Consider the following 19,571-nt stretch of genomic DNA (forward strand, 5'->3'; position numbering starts at 1 on the left):
AGCTGGCAAGTGAACGAAAGGCTGTCATACGGGATAACAAAGGTCGCGACGGTTTTTTTAAGCCCCATGCCCTTTGACTAGGGCTTCAGCAACGAAGCAGTCGACCTTGATGGGGAAAAAGGAGTTACATTTCTGAATGGCTTATGCTGACCAAGAGATGAGTTCGAGCAAGATAGTATCGATTTTTCTTGTCGTAATCATCCACCTGTTACTTGGCTATGCGCTGGTCACCGGACTAGCGTATCAAGCCGTCACGAAGGTTGCTTCGCAACTGGATATGATTGACATTCAAGAGGAAGAACCGCCGGAGGAAATCGAGGAACCGCCTCCACCACCACCTGACAAGCCGATTGAACCACCGCCGGTAGTATCACCTCCGCCTATTGTGGCGCCTGTGGTAGCGCCGCGGCCTGTAATGCGGACGGTTCCAGTGGCACCGCCTCCACCGGCTCCGGTGGTCGCGCCTCCTCCACCGCCACCGCCACCTCCGCCGCAACGAGCGAATCCTGAGCCACGCGGAAACCCCGGGAACTGGGCTAATGCGAACGACTATCCTTCGAGGGCTCTGCGCGAGGAACGTGAAGGAACGACACGTTTCCGGTTGACCGTGGGGTCAAATGGTCGGGTAACCGATTGTCAGATCACCGGTTCTAGCGGCCATGCTGATTTGGATCAGGCTGCTTGCAAAAACCTTACACGTCGTGCGCGATTCAGGCCTTCTCTGGATGCGAACGGAAATCCGACAACGGGCTATTATTCCAACGCCGTTCGTTGGGAAATACCCAAATAATCAAATTGGGGAGGGCATCACAGGATGTCCTTCCCGCATCAGATTTATTGCTATTAATTTATCCTGAGGGGAATATTAAAATGTTGATTGAAATTTTAGCCGCTGGTTCAACAGCACCACAAAACTCGTTTGGTTTCTGGGAAGCCATGGAGCAGGGCGGCGTAATCGCCTGGTCTGTTCTGGCAATTCTGACCATCATGTCCGTATCTTCTTTCTATATCCTGTTTTCGAAACTGTTTGAACAGAACAAGGTGATGAAGCAGGGACAGGCTATGCGCACTACGTTCTGGCGCGCTGGATCGCTCAAGGAAGGCGCTGCGAAGCTCGACAAGAACTCCGCTTACCGCCAGATCGTCGACGACGCGATCAAAGCCGATGCAGATCATGCCAAATTGACAGATCCCGTTGAAGCACATGACTGGTTGCACGGATCGATCGGACGTTCGCAGGATATGATCAATTCGAAGCTGGCAACAGGTCTTCCATGGTTGGCTACGGTTGGCGCAACATCGCCGTTCATTGGACTGTTCGGTACCGTTATCGGCATCTATAGGGCGCTGATCAAAATCGGTATCGCTGGTCAGGCATCGATTGACGCAGTTGCTGGTCCAGTTGGCGAAGCACTGATCATGACCGCACTTGGTCTTGGTGTTGCTGTTCCAGCCGTTCTGGCTTACAACTGGTTGCAGGGCCGCAACAAGCGGATCGCTGAACAACTGGCTGCGTTTTCCAACGACGTTCTGGGCTATATGGCTTCAGATGGTGGCGTTAAACCTGCTGTCGCAGGCGCGACTGCCGCGAAGCCTGCAGCGAAACCTGCCGCTGCACCTGCCGCAAAGAAATAAGCCGGGGGCCGGGTTGTCTGCCGCTTTTGGCAGGCAAGCCGGCCAACGCATGGAAAGGGGGCCTTCGTTCCCTTCAGATGGTTTAGTTTTGAGAGGATAAAATCCTATGGCGATGAATGTTGGGGGCGGTGGCGGAGCGGAAACTCCTCTATCCGACATTAATACAACCCCACTTGTGGACGTTATGCTGGTTCTGCTGATCATTTTCTTGATTGCTGTTCCGGTGGTGATCCAGACCGTGGAACTCGAACTCCCTGTGCTTCCCTTTGAAGTGACCACGACCAAGCGCGAAAATGTGCTGCTGTCGGTCACGACGACCGATGCCGCAGGACGTGATCCAGGTGATCCGGAATATTCGGGAGCCACTCCCGGCGGCAATTGCCGTGTTTACTGGAACACCACCCCGGTCAATTCGAGCGAATTGGTGACTCGGGCTGTTAAACAACTGGAAGACCAGATCGATTCTTTTGGCGGCGTTGAAAATATGACACCGGAAGATATGCCGGAAGTTCATATCCGCGGAGATATCAACACACCCTACAAATGTATTGGTGGCGCAATCTACACCATGCAGCGCGCCGGGTTCGCGAAAGTAGGTTTTTTGTCCACACCGATTGTCGTCGAATAATTTCGGCCGGCAACCAGAGTTATATAAGGTTAAGGAGACGCACGAATGGCAATGAGTGGCGGAAAAGATGATGGCGAGCCAATGATGGAGATGAACACGACGCCGCTCATCGACGTCTTGCTAGTTCTTCTCATCATGTTCATCATCACAATCCCTGTGCAAACGCACGCGGTAAAAATCGATCTGCCGGTTGCAGATGATAATCCTTCAGATCCACCTCCTATCGATCCGGTCAAAAATCGGCTCGGGATTACCGCTACCAACCAGATCATCTGGAACGATAGCCCGGTAACGCTGAATCAGGTTAAGCAATATCTGGCACAGACGAAATCTATGGTTCCTGAGCCGGAACTGCAGTTTCAGCCCGATCCACTGAGCGCCTATCTGACAACTGATCGTACATTGGCGGTGATCAAGGACAGTGGCGTGACCAAGTTCGGATTTGTTGGCAACGAACAATATGGCAGCTTCAACAAGGCCAGCCGTTTGCCGAACTAGGTTCGCATAATAGCAATTAAAAAAGGGCGGCGATTTTCAATCGCGGCCCTTTTTTTATATCCGAAACATTCTCAATACCCGCTATCGGTGCGCGTCAAATCCCTGCGACGTGCCGCGGCAACCGGCTGGAGGCTTTTGCTTATGACCGACTCGTATCAGCGCTGCTGAACTGCAGGTCGGCTAGACGTGCGTACAACCCGTTTTTGGCAATCAGACTGTCATGATCACCCTGTTCGACAATGCGGCCCTCTTCCATCACAACGATGCGATCAGCCGACCGCACCGTTGCCAGCCGATGTGCGATAACAATCGTGGTGCGATCCTTCATCAGGTGGTCGAGCGCATCCTGGACCAGCTTTTCGCTTTCCGCATCCAGCGCGGATGTCGCTTCGTCGAGCAGCAGGATGGGTGTGTTGCGCAATAACGCGCGTGCGATCGAGATGCGCTGGCGTTGGCCGCCGGAAAGCCGTGTCCCGGCCTCTCCCATGAAACTGTCGAGCCCCTCGGGCAAGGCACGGAGGAATTTTTCGGCATTGGCAATACGCGCAGCTTCCCAAATGTCTTCATCGGTCGCGTCCCATTTGCCGTAGCGCAAATTGTCACGGGCCGAGGCGGCAAACAAGACGGTTTCCTGCGGCACGAGTGCCATCCGTTGCCGGATCTCGGATGGATCGGCAGAGGGCAGGGCGACGCCATCGATGCGCACCGAACCGCTTTGCGGATCGTAAAAACGCTGTGCGAGTTGAAACAGGGTGGATTTCCCGGCACCGGACGGTCCAACCACCGCGACGGTTTCGCCGGGCGAAACCGTCAGGGAAAAATTGCTGAGCGCCACAGTGTCAGGGCGCGTTGGATAGCAAAATGTGACATTGTCGAACGCGATCTGGCCGCGTGGTGGTACCGGCAATGCGACCGGATTTTCCGGCGCGGCAATGCCAGGTTTTTCCGACAGCAATTCCGCCAACCGGCCAGCGGCTCCGGCACCACGGAGAAGGTCGCCATACACTTCGGTCAGCGCGCCAAAGGCTCCGGCTACAAGGCCGCCGGTGAGCACAAAGGCAGCGATAGTGCCACCCGATATCGTGCCCTCGGCCACGCCGACGGCACCCCGCCACATCAGCATGACGATGCCGGTAAAGATCAGACCGATAACGATCGCGGTCATTGCTGCGCGCAGCCGGATCCGGCGTTTGGCGGTATCAAAAGTTTCCTCCACCGCTCCACGGAACCGTTCGTGCTCGCGCCTTTCCTGGCCAAAAGCCTGCACGATCTTCATCGCGCCCAAAGTTTCAGCTATCATCGCGCCGACGTCCGCCACCCGATCCTGGCTTGACCGGGAAACATTGGTCAGTTTCCGGCCGATAAAAACGATCGGTAAAATAATCACGGGTATCGCAAGGAGCAGTCCGGCCGTGAGCGCGGGGGCGAGCGTGAAGAGATAGATGATTCCGCCAACCCCGATGACAATGTTCCGCAAGGCTACAGAAACGGTGGTGCCCACCACCTGTTCGATAATAGCGGTATCGGATGTCATGCGCGATGCTATTTCAGATGGCCGGTTCTCTTCAAAAAAGCCCGGAGCCAGTCTTAACAGGTTGGATTGTACCGCGAGCCTGAGGTCGGCTACTACCCGTTCTCCAAGCCAGCTTACAAAGTAGAAGCGAAAGGCAGTTGCAATCGCGAGAACCCCGACGATCACGAGAAGGCCTTGAAAATAGGGAGCAATGTCGCCGTTACCGGCCATGAACCCCTTGTCTATAATGGTCTTGAATCCGGCGGGAATCGCCAACGTCGCCATTGCGGCGACGAAAAGAGCCAGCAAGGCAAAGACAATTTCTTTTGGATAACGGATGGCGCGTTCAAACACCATGCGCAGATTGCCGATTTTCTTGATCGGAGCACGAAGATTTTCTTTTTCGCTGATATTGGTTTTATCGTTCATAGCAAGCGCTTAGCAGTCCGTCCTAATTGCCACAATCAATGGATTGTGCTCCCACGTGCCCGGATGGGCCGTCCGGTAAACATGGCTATCAAGTGGAAAATACCAAGGGGACCAGCAATTTATCCTATTTTCTCGAACAATGATTTTAACGGCTTAACGCTAGCCAAATGGCGAGAGATTGTTAAAAGTAGAGGGGGTTCAGGATTAGACCGTCCTGGACGATTCGGATAATTTCTCGATCAAGGATGCTGCCCCTGTGAATCAGATTGCTTCTAAAGGTCAGCTGCGGATGTCTCTGCTCCGGTGGATGTTGTTTACGGTGCCGCTGATCATTTTGCTGGGTTTTCTTTCAGGGCAGGTCGCTGGATCAGGCGAAGAAAACCGATGGTTTAATGCCTTGATCAAGCCGGACGCACAGCCGCCAGGCTGGCTGTTCGGCGTGGCTTGGACGATTTTATACGCGATGATGGGCACGGCCATTGCCATGATTCTTCATGCTCGGGGAGCTCCCATGCGGGGAGTCGCGATCGTGCTGTTCCTGATCCAGTTAGCGCTCAACCTTTGCTGGTCGCCGTTATTTTTTGGCATGCATCAGGTTTCGGCAGCATTTTGGCTCCTCGTCATCATCTTTCTGACCGCGTTGGGTACAACCGTGTTGTTCGGACGAATCCGCAAGGCTGCTGCCTGGTTCATGGTGCCCTATCTGGCGTGGCTCTGTTTCGCAGGGTTCCTCAACATGCAAATTGATCGGCTGAACCCCGGGGCGGAAACCCTTGTCGTTCCGGCGGCGAGATCCCAGATATAGAATAATATATTTTCCGGCCCGACGGGTCAGTGACGGAGTTAGTAAAAATGCAAAGCCAGAACCGCTTTTTTGACGATCTTTCCAAAGTATTAAATGGTCTTGCGGGTACGGTGGCCGGGGTCGGTCGCGAAGCCGAAGCGGGTGCACGGGAACGCGCCAAGGAATGGTTCGGGGGCATGGATTTTGTATCGCGCGAAGAATTTGAAGCGGTGAAGGAGATTGCAGCGAACGCGAGGGCGGAAGCCGATGCGTTGAAGAAACGCGTTGATGCTCTGGAAAAAAATGCCACCGCTCCGGCCCGAAAGCCGGCGGCCAAATCCACCAGCACCCGCAAAACCGCAGCGCGAAAGCCAGCGGCGCGAAAGCCAGCAGCGCCCAAAACGGCCACGGGAAGAAAATCTTCTTCCAAAACAGGTGACTGATAGCCGGTCCTGATCCACGATCGTTTGCGATTCATTATCCACAGCGTTCCCACAATCAATGTGAAAGCGGACGCTTCGTTGCCTTGCCCTGATCCGGCGAGTGGGCCACTACGCATTGAACAGTAATGGATCTGGAACTGCGATGCTTGACGACCAATGGGAACAGCTTGATCAGGAGGAAGCACCGCCCGTGGATATGCTGGCGGCCTTTTTCGAGGCACGCGGCTGGTCGGTTGATCGGACCGGCGATGACGAACTGTCGGTTGAGATAAAGGGCAACTGGACCAGCTATCAGATGCGCGCTATCTGGCGGGATGAAGATCATGTCCTGCAGATTCTTCTGCTGCCGGAAATTCGCGTTCCGGAGGACAAGAAATCCGTTATTTACGAAACGCTCGGTTTAATAAACGAACAGCTTTGGCTCGGCCATTTCGATCTTTGGTCCAATAATAATATTCTGTTGTTTCGGCACGCGACCCTGTTGGGTGGCAGCGGCATGCTCGGTCTTGATCAGGCCCAGACGATTGTCGATCTGGCGATTGAAGAATGGGAACGTTTTTATCCGGTGTTCCAGTTTGTTTTGTGGAGCGACAAGAGCCCGCATGATGCAATAGAGCATGCGATGGTTGATACGATCGGTGAAGCCTGACGCACTGATCCGGTCGGATAGGATTGATCGGGTACAGCAATATCGAGGCATTCTCTAAAGCCGCTATTCTGCTTATTATATTATGACATGCCCTGTGATCCCGACCCGGATCGGGACAGAGATCAGGCGTTGTCACAGCGCAGGTCAAATACCATCTTGCGATCATTCTCGGGAACCAGGCCTTCCAGCACGTGCCAGAAACCGGTCACTGATTCCTGTCCGGCTGAAACATAGGCGGACGAGAGTTTCTCGCGCAGCTGGCGAAACAGTTCCGCTTCCAGTCCCGCCCCTTTTTCTGTCAGACGCAACAGTTTCTGGCGCCGGTCGACTGTACCGGGCGCCGTCAGAATAAAGTCCCGGTCCTGGAGTTCCTTCAGCACCCGTCCCAGCGACTGTTTGGTGATTGCCAGCAATTTGAGCAGTTCACCCACGGTCAGACCGGGGCGTCGCGCAATGAAATATAATGCCCGGTGATGCGCCCGGCCCAGTCCGTGCTGGGCAAGCTCCTGATCGATCGCGTTGGTCAGCCGGGTGTAACCGAAATAGAGAAGTTCTATGCCACGGCGGACTTCGTCCTCTCGCAGAAAAAGCGGAGAGGCTCCGGGGGAATTGGCAGGGCGAGATACGTCAGTCATGTTGACGTATCTTGACAGGCTGCTTACAGGATTGCAAGACAATAGAATTATGCTTCCAAATCTTCCAATGGCTGGCATGATTTACAGTGAAAGTGGCAGTATATGGCAGATACAAAAAGTCTCGAATTTCTTCTGGAGCCTAGCGCTACGCCAGTGCATGCCAGTGAGCGGACCAAACTCTTGGAGAACCCTGGCTTCGGTACATTGTTTACCGACCATATGGCGATGATTCGCTACACAGAAGCCGAGGGCTGGCACGATGCCAGGATCACCAAACGTGAACCGATATTGATGGACCCTGCATCCTCTGTTCTCCATTATGCTCAGGAAATATTCGAGGGCATGAAGGCCTATCGTCTTGCCGATGGCGGCATGGCTCTGTTCCGTCCGGAGGAAAATGCGAAGCGTTTTCAGGCTTCGGCCCGGCGAATGGCGATGCCGGAATTACCGCAACAGCTTTTCCTCGAATCCGTCGAGGCGCTGGTCGATATCGATCGCGATTGGTTTCCTTCCGTCGAGGGAGGGTCGCTTTATCTGCGTCCCTTCATGTTCGCGAGCGAAGTGTTTCTTGGCGTCCGTCCGGCCAAGGAATATCTCTATCTCGTGATAGCCTCCCCTGCTGGCGGCTATTTCAAGAGCGGTGCTTCGGCGATCAGTATCTGGGTGTCTGAAGATTATAGTCGTGCGGCACCTGGCGGGACCGGGGCGGCCAAATGTGGCGGCAATTATGCGGGTAGCCTGATCGCGCAGGCCGAAGCGATCGAGAAACAATGTGACCAAGTCGTGTTCCTTGATGCGGCCGAGCATAAGTGGGTCGAAGAACTCGGTGGCATGAATCTGTTTTTCGTGATGGATGATGGTGCGCTGATCACGCCGCCGCTCAATGGAACGATTCTGCCCGGCATCACCCGAGATTCAATTATGGCGCTCGCCCGTGAAGAGGGCTTGACCGTGAAGGAAGAACCTTATGCCATTGACCAATGGGAGACCGATGCGGCCAGCGGAAAGCTGGTCGAAGCGTTCGCCTGCGGTACGGCGGCCGTCGTCACGGCTGTTGGCACGGTCCGGTCCAGCAATGGGGAATTCACCATCGGCAGTGGTGGTCCCGGGCAGTTGACAGAAAAATTGCGACGCCGGTTGGTTGATATCCAGCGCGGGATCGCGCCCGATGAGCATGGTTGGGTAAAACGACTGTTTGAAGCTTAGTTGTAACTGCCTCTTGCCCCGTGCGGGCAAACTGGATAATAGGCCCGTTCAATAGCGCGGCTCACCAGTAACAGGCCGGCAAATATTGGGGTGTCGCCAAGTGGTAAGGCAGCGGCTTTTGATGCCGCCATGCGCAGGTTCGAATCCTGCCACCCCAACCATTCCTCCTTTATAAACTACCAGCGGGCTTGTCTCTGGCTGCCCGTCTGCAAGGAGAACGTCTGGCGAATTTAGTCAGCGCTCCTAAGAAGTTGCCTTAGGTAGATGTAAATGGTTGTAAATCTGTGTCCGTATTTCTGGTAAAACTTCTACATTTGATAGTAAAACGCAAATCATGAAGTTGTCTAAAGAAACAGTGTTCGCGGCATCGGCGCCCGAAGACCGCTGGGAGAATAGAAATGCGTATAGCGATAGCCGATGATGATCCCGAGATTATCGAATTCCTGGGCCAGATTGTGGAAGGACTGGGGCACGTATACTCGGGCTACGCGGACGGCACATCCTTAACCAACGCCTTATTGCGTGACACGTTTGACTTGGTCATCCTAGATTGGAACATGCCAGGCAAGACCGGTATGCAGATTTTGGAATGGGCGGACGGCGCGATCGAGGATCGACCGCCGGTGATCATGATGACCAGCCGGACGTCCAAGCAGGATGTCAGTGATGCACTGAATGCCGGCGCCGATGACTATATTACGAAGCCTGAAGACAAGAATGTTATTGCTGCCCGTATCACCGCCTTGTTGCGTAGGAATAATGGTGCATCAGCGATGGAACCGACGGCCGAATATGGTGATTATCTGCTCGATCGTATTGAACAGACGGTCAGGCATGGCGAGAAGGAAGTTGCCCTGACCGCAAAAGAGTTCGAACTTGCTGATCTGATGTTCCGCAATCGCGACCGGACCCTGTCTCGGCGATATATTATGGAAACGGTCTGGCGTACCAATGCCCATCTTGCAACCCGGACTCTCGACATGCATGTTTCGCGAATCCGATCCAAGCTTGCGTTGAAGCCAGAAAACGGGTTTCGGATTTTTACAGTTTTCGGCTATGGCTATCGATTGGAGACGCTTGGTAACGGAGGGTAATAGTGTTTGAAGGCTGCCGAGAACTGATTCCCTTATCGGGTTTGCGGCTTTTGGTCAGCTTTTTGATACTGGGTCTCGCCCTTGCACCGAACGAAGCTGCGGCTCAGAAAAGTAACGCGTCAGAACAAATAACCTATGTCTTCAAAAATGGGGACACGTTGTTTAATCTGGCGAATAAATATTTACGAAAACAGGCCGACTATTTTGCGGTTCAGCGGATCAATCGCATCGCCAATCCGCGACGAATTCCGGTCGGAAAATCTATACGGATACCCGTCTATTTGCTCAAATATCGTCCGAGCACAGCAAGTTTGAGTGCGTTTCGTGGAGACGTCTCGATCGCGACCGGAGATCGCAATCTAACGCCGGTCCAGGGACTGAACGTTGTTGAAGGCAGTCATCTCAAAACGGCAGCGCGCAGTTTTTTGACTCTGCAACTGGAAGACGGCTCTCGGATATCCCTGCCATCGAACAGTCATGTCAGGATCACCCGCCTGCGCCACATCCTGCTGACGGATAGTGTGGACTATGAGATTGCTGTCGACAAGGGCCGCATCCGGTCGAAAGTCGCACCGTTGCAAAAGAAAGCCGACCGCTATCGGGTCCGGACCCCCGTCGCAGTTTCCGCTGTTCGCGGGACAGACTATCGTACCAGAGTTGATGAAACGTCGGGCACGACCTTTTCCGAAACGGTAGAGGGCGAAGTGGTCGTGGCAGCGGGCGGAAGTCTGGGTAGCGACAGGGTTGTATCAATACCTGCGGGCACTGGCGCAGCGGCTTCCGTCACCGGTGCACTTGTCAAAAATGAGTTGCTGTCTCCACCGGAACTTCTGGATCCGGCGATGATACAGTCGGAGACGGAGTTGCGGTTTGCCGTCGCACCACGCGCAATCGCTGTGGGGCATCGCATCGTGATTGCGTCAGATGCCGGCTTTGTCGATGTTGTGGCAGAGGTACAGGAACCAGGAGCGGTGATTAACATGCCCTCTATCCCCAACGGGCGCTATTTCGTTCAGGTGACCGCGCTGGGTGCTGACGGATTTGAAGGCATGCCAGCGACATATAGCTTCAAGCGCCAGCTCAGCACCTTGGGCGGCAGCGCAGACGCCGGTGATTTTGGGTATCGGTTCAAGTGGTTCGGGGAAGGTGAGGGACAAAGATTCTATCGGCTTCAGATTTTGAAGGATAGCAAAACGGCGATCCCGATCATCGACGAAGCAGGACTCTCGACGGACACTGTGACCTTGTCAGATCTTCCCGACGGGGAATATTACTGGCGTGTGGGCGTGACTCAGTTCTCCAGCGATCCGGAAGATCGGGAAGCGATCGAAAAATGGACCGATTTTGAAAAACTGACCGTGGCCAATTAACTGCCTAGGCTCGAACATTGATCGATTTTTCGCGGAGGCATGATCACCGATGAGACTGCGCCAGCGACTGGGCTTGGAATGGCTGGCCGTGGCGTTGCTCGCATCCTGCGTGGTTGCGGCGCTGACCTATTGGGACAGTCTCTCACGCTTTGATAATCTGGTCTACGATCAGCTGTCCGGGATTAACCGGCCTGCACCACCCCCCGAAATCCTCATTGTCAAAATTGATGAAGACAGTCTCGCTGCGTTCGGCAAATGGCCGTGGCCGCGACAACGGCATGCGGAATTGTTCGATCAATTGGCGAAGGACAAACCGGACGCAATTGGTTTCGATATTTTACTCAGCGAACCCGGCGACCCCGTTGACGACGCGAATCTCGCACGGGCGATGGCAGCGAATAGAAAATTATTCCTGCCGGTACATTTCGTTTTTCCTGGCAGCAATGGTGCCGAATTTGATGTTAAACAACCGATCACAGCCTTGGCGGATGCGGCCACCGGACTTGGTCATGTGAATCTCGTCCTGGATGGGGACGGGGTGGTTCGCCGTGCGGCTCTGTGTTTTGGCGACAAGGCGTCCGGAATGGAGTGGCCACATCTGATCGAGCAAATTTACCGGTCCGTGAAAGGACAGCCTTCTGCCGCCTATGACCGGCTCGAAGACTGCGAGGAAAGGCTGCTGATGCCATTTTCTCAGCGCGGTAGATTTGCCTCTATCTCTTATACGGCACTTGCCAATGGGGAGGTGCCCGGTGCCTTCGTGAAGGACAAGATTGTTCTGGTCGGTGCGACCGCCAACGGTCTTGGCGATCAATATCCGGTTCCGCTTGGTGACGGCGGAACTCTCGCCGGAGTGGAAATTATGGCAAATCTGTTCGGTGCGCTAACCCGTGATGAATTCATCACCCCGATCTCTTTTGTATCGCAAATGGCGCTATCATTGTTGCCGGTCTGGATATTGCTTGTCGGTTTCTGGCGATGGCGTCCCCGGACTACCCTCATGGTTTCGTTTGCGCTGATATTGGCGACATTATCGGTCAGCATAGTCTTGATGCAATTTGGGCGCTGGTTTGCGCCCGGGACTGCCCTGGTCGGCGTGATCCTCGTCTACCCCATTTGGGGTTGGCGGCGATTGCAGGCGACAAGTGACTTCTTGGACAGCGAATTACAGAGTTTTCACCGATCTAAAATCGATATTCCGATCATGCGTTCGGAAATGGGGCCGGTCGATGTCATTACAGGTCAGGCTGAACAATTGACCCATGCGATTTCCCATGTTCGTGATTTGCGGCGATTCATCAATGATGCTCTCAGCAACCTCCCTGATCCGATGTTCATCACCGATCTTGATGGCAAAGTGAAATTCGTGAACCGTTTGGCGCAGGCCGGGATAGAAGACGGGGCTCAGGATCTTGCGCTGGACGATATGCTCAACCGTTTCGTATCGCCCGAGGATTTGCAGGAGGTCGAAAAATATCTAGACCTGAAAAACAGCAGGTCGAAACAGAATTATGTCGATTTCACGTCTCTCGATGGCCAGATTTTTGCCATGCGCCGGGCGCCGGTTCTCTCCGATGATGGGGTGCTAAGAGGACATATTCATTATCTAGCGGATATCACCGAAGTTGCCCATGCCGCACAGCAACGCGAAGAAGTCCTGCAGCTGCTTTCCCACGATATGCGTGCACCTCAGGCAGCGATTCTCGCTCTTCTGGACGGCATAGAAGGCGATGAAACTTCTGGACGGATAGAAGGACATGCGCGTCGCACGTTGGCGCTGGCAGACAATTTTGTCGGTCTCGCAAGGATCGATTCCAGCGAATTTGCAGGAGAGGATATATTGCTCGCGGAACTGGTCGCAGAGGCCAATGACAGCCTATGGCCCCTTGGTAAAGCGCGAGATATTCTGTGCGAAATTGATGATCAGTCGGATGGGGCCTTTGTCAGCGGCGAACCCTCAAGCCTCTATCGATCGTTCGTCAACCTGATCGACAACGCAATTAAATATAGTCCGGATGGCGGTTCGGTGATTATTGTCATACGGGTTACGGAACTGGACCGACAACCATTTGTGTCGGTTGCGATTACCGATCAGGGCGAAGGGATTTCACAAGAAATACTGGGCCAGTTGTTCGAGCGTTTCGCCAGCGATGACAGTTCGGCCAATTCATCAATAAAAGGTGCAGGGCTGGGGCTCAATTTCGTTGCCAAGGTGATGGCGCGGCATGGTGGATATATCCGCGGGGAGAATCGTCGCGATGGAGGCGCTTGTTTTACCGTGCTTTTGCCTTTGGCTCCTTGATCAGGCCCTACCTGATGATTTATTCAATTCCCTGACGCGTGCGGATCGAACTGAGTGGGCTATGGGTCGGATTGCGATTCAGACCGGAGAGGGCCGCGGCGACCAGAAAAGGCAGAGACTGCGCTATCGTGCCGTTGCAGTGATATTCTGCTGCATTGCCCTCATATAATTTCGTTCCGCGGTTCTCATCGAACAGGATGATGGTCAAGCGATGTTCCTGATCTTTGCATGACTGGATGCGTTTCTGGCGTTTTGCGGGAGAAATAGATTGTTTTGCGCCTTTGTCACCAGCGTCGATCGCAATATCGGCCGGTCGTTCGGAGATTGCGACATGGACTATTATCGATGCATGGGGAGAGGGCTGATAGCCTCTTTCACCCAGAGACTTGGCGACCAGATCGCGAGCAAGTGCCAGATCGCTATTCTCCACCGCATTTTTCGGTGACAAGGTAAACTGGTTGTGGTCCGGAGCCGTGACCACCTGATGTGTTTGGACACGGGTTTCAATCGGTCCAGCACAACCGGAAACCGTCATTGCGCCCGCCAATATCCACGAGAGTGATCGCATCATCACATCCTCCAGCCGAATTTCCGCTTGCTTATGTGATAATCCGCCGGGTTGCCAAAGTCACGAAAATTGACGTCAGACGAACGAGACTAACGGGTCAGCGCGTAATAAATCACATAGAACCAGGAAAAAAAGCCATGAATGATCGCCCATAGGATCGACTTGTGTGTCGTAAAGCTGATCGCGATGGCAAGCGCGCTTCCGAAGCCGACGCCTTTGCTGACGATCTCCTTGCGGACATAGGTCACCCTTCTTCGCATCGGCGATTCTCCTGCCGGATAATCTTCTGGACGCATACGTTCCGTACGAGCCTTTTCCACCATGATCAGGCTGCTATCCGCGTGCGGTCAGACAGTTCCTGATTGAGCATTTCTGCCAGCAGGAAGGCGAGTTCCAGTGACTGCGCGGCGTTGAGACGCGGGTCGCAATGGGTGTGATAGCGATCGCCAAGTGATGCATCGGTAATGGCTACACTGCCGCCGGTACATTCGGTAACATTCTGCCCGGTCATTTCGCAGTGAATGCCGCCGGCGAACGTTCCTTCTGCTCGGTGGACCGCGAAAAATCCGCGAACTTCGGTGAGGATGCGATCGAACGGCCGGGTCTTGTAACCGCTGTCCGCTTTGATGACATTGCCGTGCATCGGATCGCAGGACCAGATAACGGGATGGCCTTCCCGTTTCACCGCCCGAACCAGCGGCGCCAGACCGCTTTCGACCTTGTCGTGCCCAAAACGCGAAATCAGCGTGATCCGGCCAGGCTCGCGCGCGGGATTGAGTGTGTCGAGCATTTTTAAAAGCGCGTCCGGTGCTAGCGACGGGCCGCATTTCAGCCCGATCGGATTGCCTATTCCACGCAGAAATTCGACATGGGCTGAATCCTCAAACCGGGTACGGTCGCCAATCCAGAGGAAGTGCGCGCTGGTATCGTACCAGTCACCGGTCAGACTGTCCTGCCGCGTCAGGGCTTGCTCATAGGGGAGCAGCAGCGCTTCATGACTGGTGTAGAATGAAGTGGCTTTCAATTGCGGCACGGTGTCCGGATTGATGCCACAAGCCTCCATAAAGGCCAGTGCCTCACCGATCCGGTCAGCCATTTCTTCAAATTTTTTCGCCCATGGACTACGTGCCATGAAATCATGGGTCCAGCCATGCACCTGTTTGAGGTTGGCATAGCCGCCGGTCGAGAAGGCTCGTAACAGATTGAGTGTTGCGGCAGCCTGATTATAGGCGCGCACCATCCGCTCGGGATCAGGATTGCGGCGGCTGCTTTCAAATTCTATCCCGTTGATAATATCCCCGCGATAGCTCGGCAGTTCGACGCCGTTCTGGACCTCGACATCAGACGAGCGCGGTTTTGCGAACTGACCCGCCATACGACCGACTTTGACGATTGGCAGCTTTGACGCATAGGTCAGCACCACTGCCATCTGAAGGATGACGCGAAATGTGTCGCGGATATTGTTCGGATGGAATTCTGCGAAGCTCTCCGCACAATCGCCGCCCTGCAGTAGGAATGCCTTGCCTGCGGCTACTTCTGCCAAATCCTGTTTCAGGCTGCGAGCCTCACCGGCAAAGACCAGCGGCGGATAGCTACCAAGCAGTTCTTCCGTTTCCGCAAGTTTGGCGGCGTCAGGATATTCGGGCATGTGCAACCCTTTAAAACCCCTCCAGCTATCTGCCGTCCAATTTTTCGCCATCAGAGCGCTCCGTTCCTTTTCCAATAAAATCGAGAGCCTTTAGGCGGGAGTCAAGAGTGAAGGCAAGGGAAACTCATCGTTGGTTGCCAGCGAAACTATTGGGCAACCGCCGCCTTCATTCAATCGCTAGGTTTCTTTTTCCAACTGCCACTGTTACGAAATTCCGGTTTGATCTGGCCCATATCGGGTAATTTCTGTCCGACAAAGGCTTGGTCACCACCTTTGGCTTTGGCTTCGCCGCTGTAATCCGGTGCCTGATAGGGCCGCGGTTTATTTGCATCTGGGGCTGGAACGGGTTGATCGTGCCGAAGAGCATTATCGGCTGCCAGAGCCCTCATTTTATCGGACAGGGCAGCTTCGGCTTCTGCTTTGCGCCGGCCTGCCTCATAAGCTTTTTCAAGTTCTATAGGATCAAGGGAAGAGCCAGCGCTATAGTTGCTTGCTATATTGGCACGACGTGTTTTCGGTACTGGCAGAGGCTCACCGCCGCGGTATTTCTGGCTGAAAGCGCCAGCGGTTCCGGCATTGCCTTTCCAGCTATAGAATCGATGTGCACCGATGGTGCCGACGAAGCGCAGGCTTGGTGCCCAATAGGGATAGACATAGGTCGCATGATAATGGGTGGCGGTGCCGACCATGGTATAGCTTTTTCCAGCCAGTGCTTCGGTGGCGACCTTTTTGGCACGGTCCCAGTGGAACCGTGTTGGTTTACGGCGCAAGGAACCGTCACAAGTATAGGTAAACTGGCAACCCGTCTTGCGTTCGCTCCCCTGATAGATGACACCGCAGACGGTGTTTGGATAGCTGGGATGGCGGACACGGTTCAGGATGACCTGCGCAACACCACGTTGACCGGCATCCGGTTCCATCCCGGCTTCGTAATAGATCGCTTGGGCCAGACAATATAAGGCCCGGCTATCGTCGATTGCGGAACCGTGAAAGGCGACCGGCCGGATGAGATGGGCCGATGTGGCCTGATCCGGATTATCCTGGGTCAGATCCGACAATCCTTCAAATGATCCATCTCCGGTCCCCGCGAGCGGATCAATGCCGATCCCGCCATAATTTTGAGGGGTCGCATAATTGGGGTCCATAAAATAGAAGGCCGATCCGGCGAAATTATCTTCTGGTCTTTCGACCGGTTGCAAACCGGACGCGCTGGGATTGAATTGTTGTGCATCGACGCTCGATCGCGGCATAATCGTCGGTATCAGGATCAGGCTGATCAAGAAAAATGCCGTCAATAATCGTTCGCGAATCGTCAAATTCACGAAGAATCGATGCTGCGCTGCTGCAGGTATATTCTGTTCCGGATCGCTGGTTTTCGTTTTGCCTTGCGCCTCACCAATCATGGTTAATGGTTCTGGGGCCCAGTCTCCCTGCCCGTAATCGGGAATATGGCCGCTCAGATGCGGAACATAAGGCGGAGGAACGCGCACGGATTCTGTAAAATACCTGATTAGGCCCAACCGGGCGGATCACACGCAATATAACCAATTTTTGCCAGCTTCGCGCGGATCAAAAAGGCGCTGTTCCATCGCGGGACGCGGTTCACGGACAAATTAATTGGTTAATGCGGCCGGTGATTCCCGTATGGTCACCGGATATTGCGCAACCAGTTGACGAGAGTCACCCATATCGTCTGACCGAAACTGGCAATGGCGAAAGAGGCATTTTGTCTTATAGTCTTTTGCCAACGGGCCAGTTCATCTGTAGTGGAACAGGATCTTTGGAGGGTGTTGGATGATCTATAAAAAAGGACTGAGCGCACTGATGATCACTGCATTGGCGGGTTGCTCTGTCGCGCAGGAGGACGAAAACCAGTCATCGCAAGAACGCGGTGTTTTTGAACGCAGAAATACCGCGCCCGATCCCGCGGACAATGGTCTGGCTCCCCGCAAAGCGGAACAGGCCTATGCGCGAATAGCGCTGAACTGCATCAACAAACAATATCCCAACAAGATCAGCCATGTTTTGAACAGCGCGGCAGATGTGGCGGAACCTGCCAAACTGACGCCCGTCTTTTATGGCTGCTTCGACTGGCACAGTTCCGTTCACGGACATTGGCTGCTGACACGCCTGTGGGGCCAAGATCTGGTTCCCGAGATGGATGAAGAGATTGCCGCAGCGCTTGCGGCCAATTTTACAGCAGAAAAAATTGCTGGCGAACTGGAATATTTCAAAGGTGCTGACCGTACGGCATTTGAGCGGCCCTACGGCATTGCTTGGTTTCTGCAGTTGACCACCGAGTTGCGCGAGATAGCCGATGGGAAGGACAGCAAGGCCGAGCAGGCAAAGACGTGGCTTACCAGGCTGGAACCGCTCGAAGCGGTAATTGTCGGCAATATCAAGGATTGGCTGCCAAAGCTGGCTTATCCTATCCGATTGGGCACCCACAACCAGTCCGCCTTTGCCTTTGGATTATTTCTCGACTGGGCCGCGCGTAGCGGTGATAGCGAAATGGCTAGTCTTGTGCGCAACAAGGCTTTGAGCTTCCATCGCAATGACCAAAACTGTCCCATGGCGTACGAACCCTCGGGGGAAGATTTCCTCTCATCCTGCCTGATGGTCGCCGACCTCATGCGGCGGGTAATGGATGAACGCGAATATGCCAACTGGCTTTCGGACTTTCTGCCGGAGATCCCGACAGATGGTAGCGGCGACTGGCTGGCGGTTGGCATTGTCAATGATCCGACCGACGGTAAATTGGTGCATCTGGACGGCCTTAATTTATCACGTGCCTGGGCGCTGGAGGGTATGGCTTCAGCGCTTCCAGCGAATGACAAGCGCCGCGCATCGCTACTCGCATCAGCGAACCTTCACGGTAATTCCGGAGAGGAATCTGTCCGCACGCCACATTATTCCGGCAGTCACTGGTTGGCCAGTTTCGCAACCTATTGGCGGACCCGGAGGGGAATCAGTGCAAGCAGGGGTAGCCCCGTTTCGTGAATCCCGATCCTGCCCTTGGATCGGCATTTGCCGAGGGCCGGATGCCGTTGCTGCTTGATCGCCTGTTCCCAGTTAATAAAGGCTTGGCACTCAGGTCGATACTGGGCATTTGGGGCGCCTACTTCCTGTTTGTATCCAGTCGGGCATTTTACATAACGCAAAACAATGCGGAGGCACTGTTCGTCCAACGGATATTGATGACCAGTATCTGCATCATTATTACGTGGCTGCTTTATCGCCTACTTGTCACAGTGCGCCGCAGAGGTATGGCGGCGGCGATCTTCATGCTATTTGTACCGACCATGATTCTGGCCAATTGCATAGCAATTCTGGACCAAATTATCTTTGACCATGATGCGGCGCTGTTCGACTTTTCCTATCTGCTTGAACCGGTCGAATTCGCTTTGTTCGACTGGACCTATATCCTCGATGAGGCGTTTACCCGTTATTTCATTCTAGCCGGATGGGGTGCTCTATACCTGGCCTTGGCCCATAGTCATGATTTGCAGCGGATGATGGTGCACAGCCGACATCTGGAGAAGGCAAACCGGGAAAGTGAATTGCGGGCGCTTCGCTATCAACTGAATCCACATTTCGTCTTCAATGCGCTCAATTCGGTTAGTAGCCTGATAATTGACCGGAAAAACAAGCAGGCTGAAAAGCTGGTAGATGATCTGGCAGATTATATGCGGGCGGTTCTTACCGATGGTGGCGAAGACATGGTGGCGGTAGAACAAGAAGTCGCGCAGCAGGTTCGCTATCTCGAGATAGAACGTATGCGCTTCCCCGAACGACTGCATTATGATGTTAATATCGATTCGGCGGCCAATGGTTGGATGATACCGGCGTTGATTATTCAACCGTTGATCGAAAATGCAGTGAAATATGGCGTTTCTGGAACGGAGCACCCGGTCAATATTCTCATCTCGGCCCAAAAAGAAGGCGATCGCCTATGTATCAGTGTCGCCAATGATGGCAGGGTGAAAAGATTCGCTGATCAGATCGATGGCCGGGCGGCGGGGACGGGAACGGGGCTTGCCAATATACAAGAACGGCTGAAAGCACTATATGGTCCAAACGCCTCTCTGCTTCTGGCAAATAACAATAACGGAATGGCCACTGCCACCATAGTCCTGCCCGACCCGTCCCTGATTTTTCAGGATATTTGA

At 54.0% G+C, this 19,571-nt stretch carries 19 protein-coding genes and 1 tRNA gene; 14 read left to right on the forward strand and 6 right to left on the reverse strand.

The features are described 5' to 3' along the window. Positions 1-136 precede the first annotated feature (136 nt). From ACN0VD_RS08655 to ACN0VD_RS08670, 4 genes are all read left to right on the forward strand, one after another. The gene (locus tag ACN0VD_RS08655) at positions 137-790 is read left to right on the forward strand and encodes an energy transducer TonB (protein ID WP_417593536.1); all 654 of its coding nucleotides are present in this window, start codon (positions 137-139) and stop codon (positions 788-790) included. An 80-nt stretch (positions 791-870) separates the two neighbouring features. Then, the gene (locus ACN0VD_RS08660; RefSeq protein ID WP_417593573.1) at positions 871-1,635 is read left to right on the forward strand and encodes a MotA/TolQ/ExbB proton channel family protein; all 765 of its coding nucleotides are present in this window, start codon (positions 871-873) and stop codon (positions 1,633-1,635) included. A 106-nt stretch (positions 1,636-1,741) separates the two neighbouring features. Beyond that, positions 1,742-2,263, forward strand: a complete 522-nt coding sequence (locus ACN0VD_RS08665) for an ExbD/TolR family protein (RefSeq protein WP_417593537.1) — start codon at positions 1,742-1,744, stop codon at positions 2,261-2,263. A 45-nt stretch (positions 2,264-2,308) separates the two neighbouring features. Next, positions 2,309-2,761, forward strand: a complete 453-nt coding sequence (locus ACN0VD_RS08670) for an ExbD/TolR family protein (RefSeq protein WP_417593538.1) — start codon at positions 2,309-2,311, stop codon at positions 2,759-2,761. Between the two features lie 139 nt (positions 2,762-2,900). Here ACN0VD_RS08670 and ACN0VD_RS08675 read toward each other — a convergent pair whose 3' ends face one another. Further along, positions 2,901-4,703 (reverse strand): ABC transporter transmembrane domain-containing protein, encoded by a 1,803-nt coding sequence (locus ACN0VD_RS08675; RefSeq protein ID WP_417593539.1) that lies wholly within the window; start codon positions 4,701-4,703, stop codon positions 2,901-2,903. Positions 4,704-4,959: 256 nt separating this feature from the next. Here ACN0VD_RS08675 and ACN0VD_RS08680 point away from each other — a divergent pair, with 256 nt between their 5' ends. The 3 genes from ACN0VD_RS08680 (at position 4,960) to ACN0VD_RS08690 (ending at position 6,579) form a co-directional block, all read left to right on the forward strand. After that, positions 4,960-5,508 (forward strand): TspO/MBR family protein, encoded by a 549-nt coding sequence (locus ACN0VD_RS08680; RefSeq protein ID WP_417593540.1) that lies wholly within the window; start codon positions 4,960-4,962, stop codon positions 5,506-5,508. A gap of 47 nt (positions 5,509-5,555) precedes the next feature. Beyond that, the gene (locus ACN0VD_RS08685) at positions 5,556-5,930 is read left to right on the forward strand and encodes an accessory factor UbiK family protein (protein WP_417593541.1); all 375 of its coding nucleotides are present in this window, start codon (positions 5,556-5,558) and stop codon (positions 5,928-5,930) included. A 142-nt stretch (positions 5,931-6,072) separates the two neighbouring features. Next, a complete protein-coding gene (locus ACN0VD_RS08690) occupies positions 6,073-6,579 on the forward strand; it encodes a YbjN domain-containing protein (protein ID WP_417593542.1) in 507 nt (168 codons plus the stop codon). A gap of 122 nt (positions 6,580-6,701) precedes the next feature. Here the strand turns inward: ACN0VD_RS08690 and ACN0VD_RS08695 are convergent, their stop codons facing one another. Then, complete coding sequence (locus tag ACN0VD_RS08695) at positions 6,702-7,214, reverse strand: MarR family winged helix-turn-helix transcriptional regulator (protein WP_417593543.1); 513 nt, start codon at positions 7,212-7,214, stop codon at positions 6,702-6,704. A gap of 102 nt (positions 7,215-7,316) precedes the next feature. On the opposite strand from ACN0VD_RS08695, the gene ACN0VD_RS08700 reads away from it, so the two are divergent. The 5 genes from ACN0VD_RS08700 (at position 7,317) to ACN0VD_RS08720 (ending at position 13,186) form a co-directional block, all read left to right on the forward strand. Further along, complete coding sequence (locus tag ACN0VD_RS08700) at positions 7,317-8,420, forward strand: branched-chain amino acid aminotransferase (protein WP_417593544.1); 1,104 nt, start codon at positions 7,317-7,319, stop codon at positions 8,418-8,420. An 86-nt stretch (positions 8,421-8,506) separates the two neighbouring features. Further along, positions 8,507-8,581: transfer RNA gene (locus ACN0VD_RS08705), tRNA-Gln, on the forward strand. A 237-nt stretch (positions 8,582-8,818) separates the two neighbouring features. Further along, positions 8,819-9,514, forward strand: a complete 696-nt coding sequence (locus ACN0VD_RS08710; RefSeq protein ID WP_417593545.1) for a response regulator transcription factor — start codon at positions 8,819-8,821, stop codon at positions 9,512-9,514. A gap of 2 nt (positions 9,515-9,516) precedes the next feature. Further along, complete coding sequence (locus ACN0VD_RS08715) at positions 9,517-10,884, forward strand: FecR domain-containing protein (RefSeq protein ID WP_417593546.1); 1,368 nt, start codon at positions 9,517-9,519, stop codon at positions 10,882-10,884. Positions 10,885-10,933: 49 nt separating this feature from the next. Beyond that, the gene (locus ACN0VD_RS08720) at positions 10,934-13,186 is read left to right on the forward strand and encodes a CHASE2 domain-containing protein (protein ID WP_417593547.1); all 2,253 of its coding nucleotides are present in this window, start codon (positions 10,934-10,936) and stop codon (positions 13,184-13,186) included. 19 nt (positions 13,187-13,205) lie between these two features. Here the strand turns inward: ACN0VD_RS08720 and ACN0VD_RS08725 are convergent, their stop codons facing one another. The 4 genes from ACN0VD_RS08725 to ACN0VD_RS08740 form a co-directional block, all read right to left on the reverse strand. Then, a complete protein-coding gene (locus ACN0VD_RS08725; protein WP_417593548.1) occupies positions 13,206-13,757 on the reverse strand; it encodes a hypothetical protein in 552 nt (183 codons plus the stop codon). 86 nt (positions 13,758-13,843) lie between these two features. Next, on the reverse strand, positions 13,844-14,077 hold the full coding sequence (locus ACN0VD_RS08730; RefSeq protein ID WP_417593549.1) for a hypothetical protein: 234 nt from the start codon (positions 14,075-14,077) through the stop codon (positions 13,844-13,846). 2 nt (positions 14,078-14,079) lie between these two features. After that, positions 14,080-15,453, reverse strand: a complete 1,374-nt coding sequence (locus tag ACN0VD_RS08735) for a class II 3-deoxy-7-phosphoheptulonate synthase (protein WP_417593550.1) — start codon at positions 15,451-15,453, stop codon at positions 14,080-14,082. Positions 15,454-15,572: 119 nt separating this feature from the next. After that, positions 15,573-16,892 (reverse strand): cell wall hydrolase, encoded by a 1,320-nt coding sequence (locus tag ACN0VD_RS08740; protein WP_417593551.1) that lies wholly within the window; start codon positions 16,890-16,892, stop codon positions 15,573-15,575. Positions 16,893-17,196: 304 nt separating this feature from the next. Here ACN0VD_RS08740 and ACN0VD_RS08745 point away from each other — a divergent pair, with 304 nt between their 5' ends. Continuing rightward, on the forward strand, positions 17,197-18,402 hold the full coding sequence (locus tag ACN0VD_RS08745) for a DUF2891 domain-containing protein (RefSeq protein ID WP_417593552.1): 1,206 nt from the start codon (positions 17,197-17,199) through the stop codon (positions 18,400-18,402). Positions 18,403-18,443: 41 nt separating this feature from the next. Next, a complete protein-coding gene (locus ACN0VD_RS08750; protein ID WP_417593553.1) occupies positions 18,444-19,571 on the forward strand; it encodes a sensor histidine kinase in 1,128 nt (375 codons plus the stop codon).

Origin of the sequence: Parasphingorhabdus sp. (genome assembly GCF_048267785.1) — a bacterium.
Taxonomy (GTDB): Bacteria; Pseudomonadota; Alphaproteobacteria; order Sphingomonadales; family Sphingomonadaceae; genus Parasphingorhabdus.

Coding starts and splice junctions, on each gene's coding strand:
- ACN0VD_RS08655 (WP_417593536.1), top strand. CDS start 137: ATGGCTTATGCTGACCAAGAGATGAGTTCGAGCAAGATAGTATCGATT.
- ACN0VD_RS08660 (WP_417593573.1), top strand. CDS start 871: ATGTTGATTGAAATTTTAGCCGCTGGTTCAACAGCACCACAAAACTCG.
- ACN0VD_RS08665 (WP_417593537.1), top strand. CDS start 1,742: ATGGCGATGAATGTTGGGGGCGGTGGCGGAGCGGAAACTCCTCTATCC.
- ACN0VD_RS08670 (WP_417593538.1), top strand. CDS start 2,309: ATGGCAATGAGTGGCGGAAAAGATGATGGCGAGCCAATGATGGAGATG.
- ACN0VD_RS08675 (WP_417593539.1), bottom strand. CDS start 4,703: ATGAACGATAAAACCAATATCAGCGAAAAAGAAAATCTTCGTGCTCCG.
- ACN0VD_RS08685 (WP_417593541.1), top strand. CDS start 5,556: ATGCAAAGCCAGAACCGCTTTTTTGACGATCTTTCCAAAGTATTAAAT.
- ACN0VD_RS08690 (WP_417593542.1), top strand. CDS start 6,073: ATGCTTGACGACCAATGGGAACAGCTTGATCAGGAGGAAGCACCGCCC.
- ACN0VD_RS08695 (WP_417593543.1), bottom strand. CDS start 7,214: ATGACTGACGTATCTCGCCCTGCCAATTCCCCCGGAGCCTCTCCGCTT.
- ACN0VD_RS08700 (WP_417593544.1), top strand. CDS start 7,317: ATGGCAGATACAAAAAGTCTCGAATTTCTTCTGGAGCCTAGCGCTACG.
- ACN0VD_RS08710 (WP_417593545.1), top strand. CDS start 8,819: ATGCGTATAGCGATAGCCGATGATGATCCCGAGATTATCGAATTCCTG.
- ACN0VD_RS08720 (WP_417593547.1), top strand. CDS start 10,934: ATGAGACTGCGCCAGCGACTGGGCTTGGAATGGCTGGCCGTGGCGTTG.
- ACN0VD_RS08725 (WP_417593548.1), bottom strand. CDS start 13,757: ATGATGCGATCACTCTCGTGGATATTGGCGGGCGCAATGACGGTTTCC.
- ACN0VD_RS08730 (WP_417593549.1), bottom strand. CDS start 14,077: ATGGTGGAAAAGGCTCGTACGGAACGTATGCGTCCAGAAGATTATCCG.
- ACN0VD_RS08735 (WP_417593550.1), bottom strand. CDS start 15,453: ATGGCGAAAAATTGGACGGCAGATAGCTGGAGGGGTTTTAAAGGGTTG.
- ACN0VD_RS08745 (WP_417593552.1), top strand. CDS start 17,197: ATGATCTATAAAAAAGGACTGAGCGCACTGATGATCACTGCATTGGCG.
- ACN0VD_RS08750 (WP_417593553.1), top strand. CDS start 18,444: ATGCCGTTGCTGCTTGATCGCCTGTTCCCAGTTAATAAAGGCTTGGCA.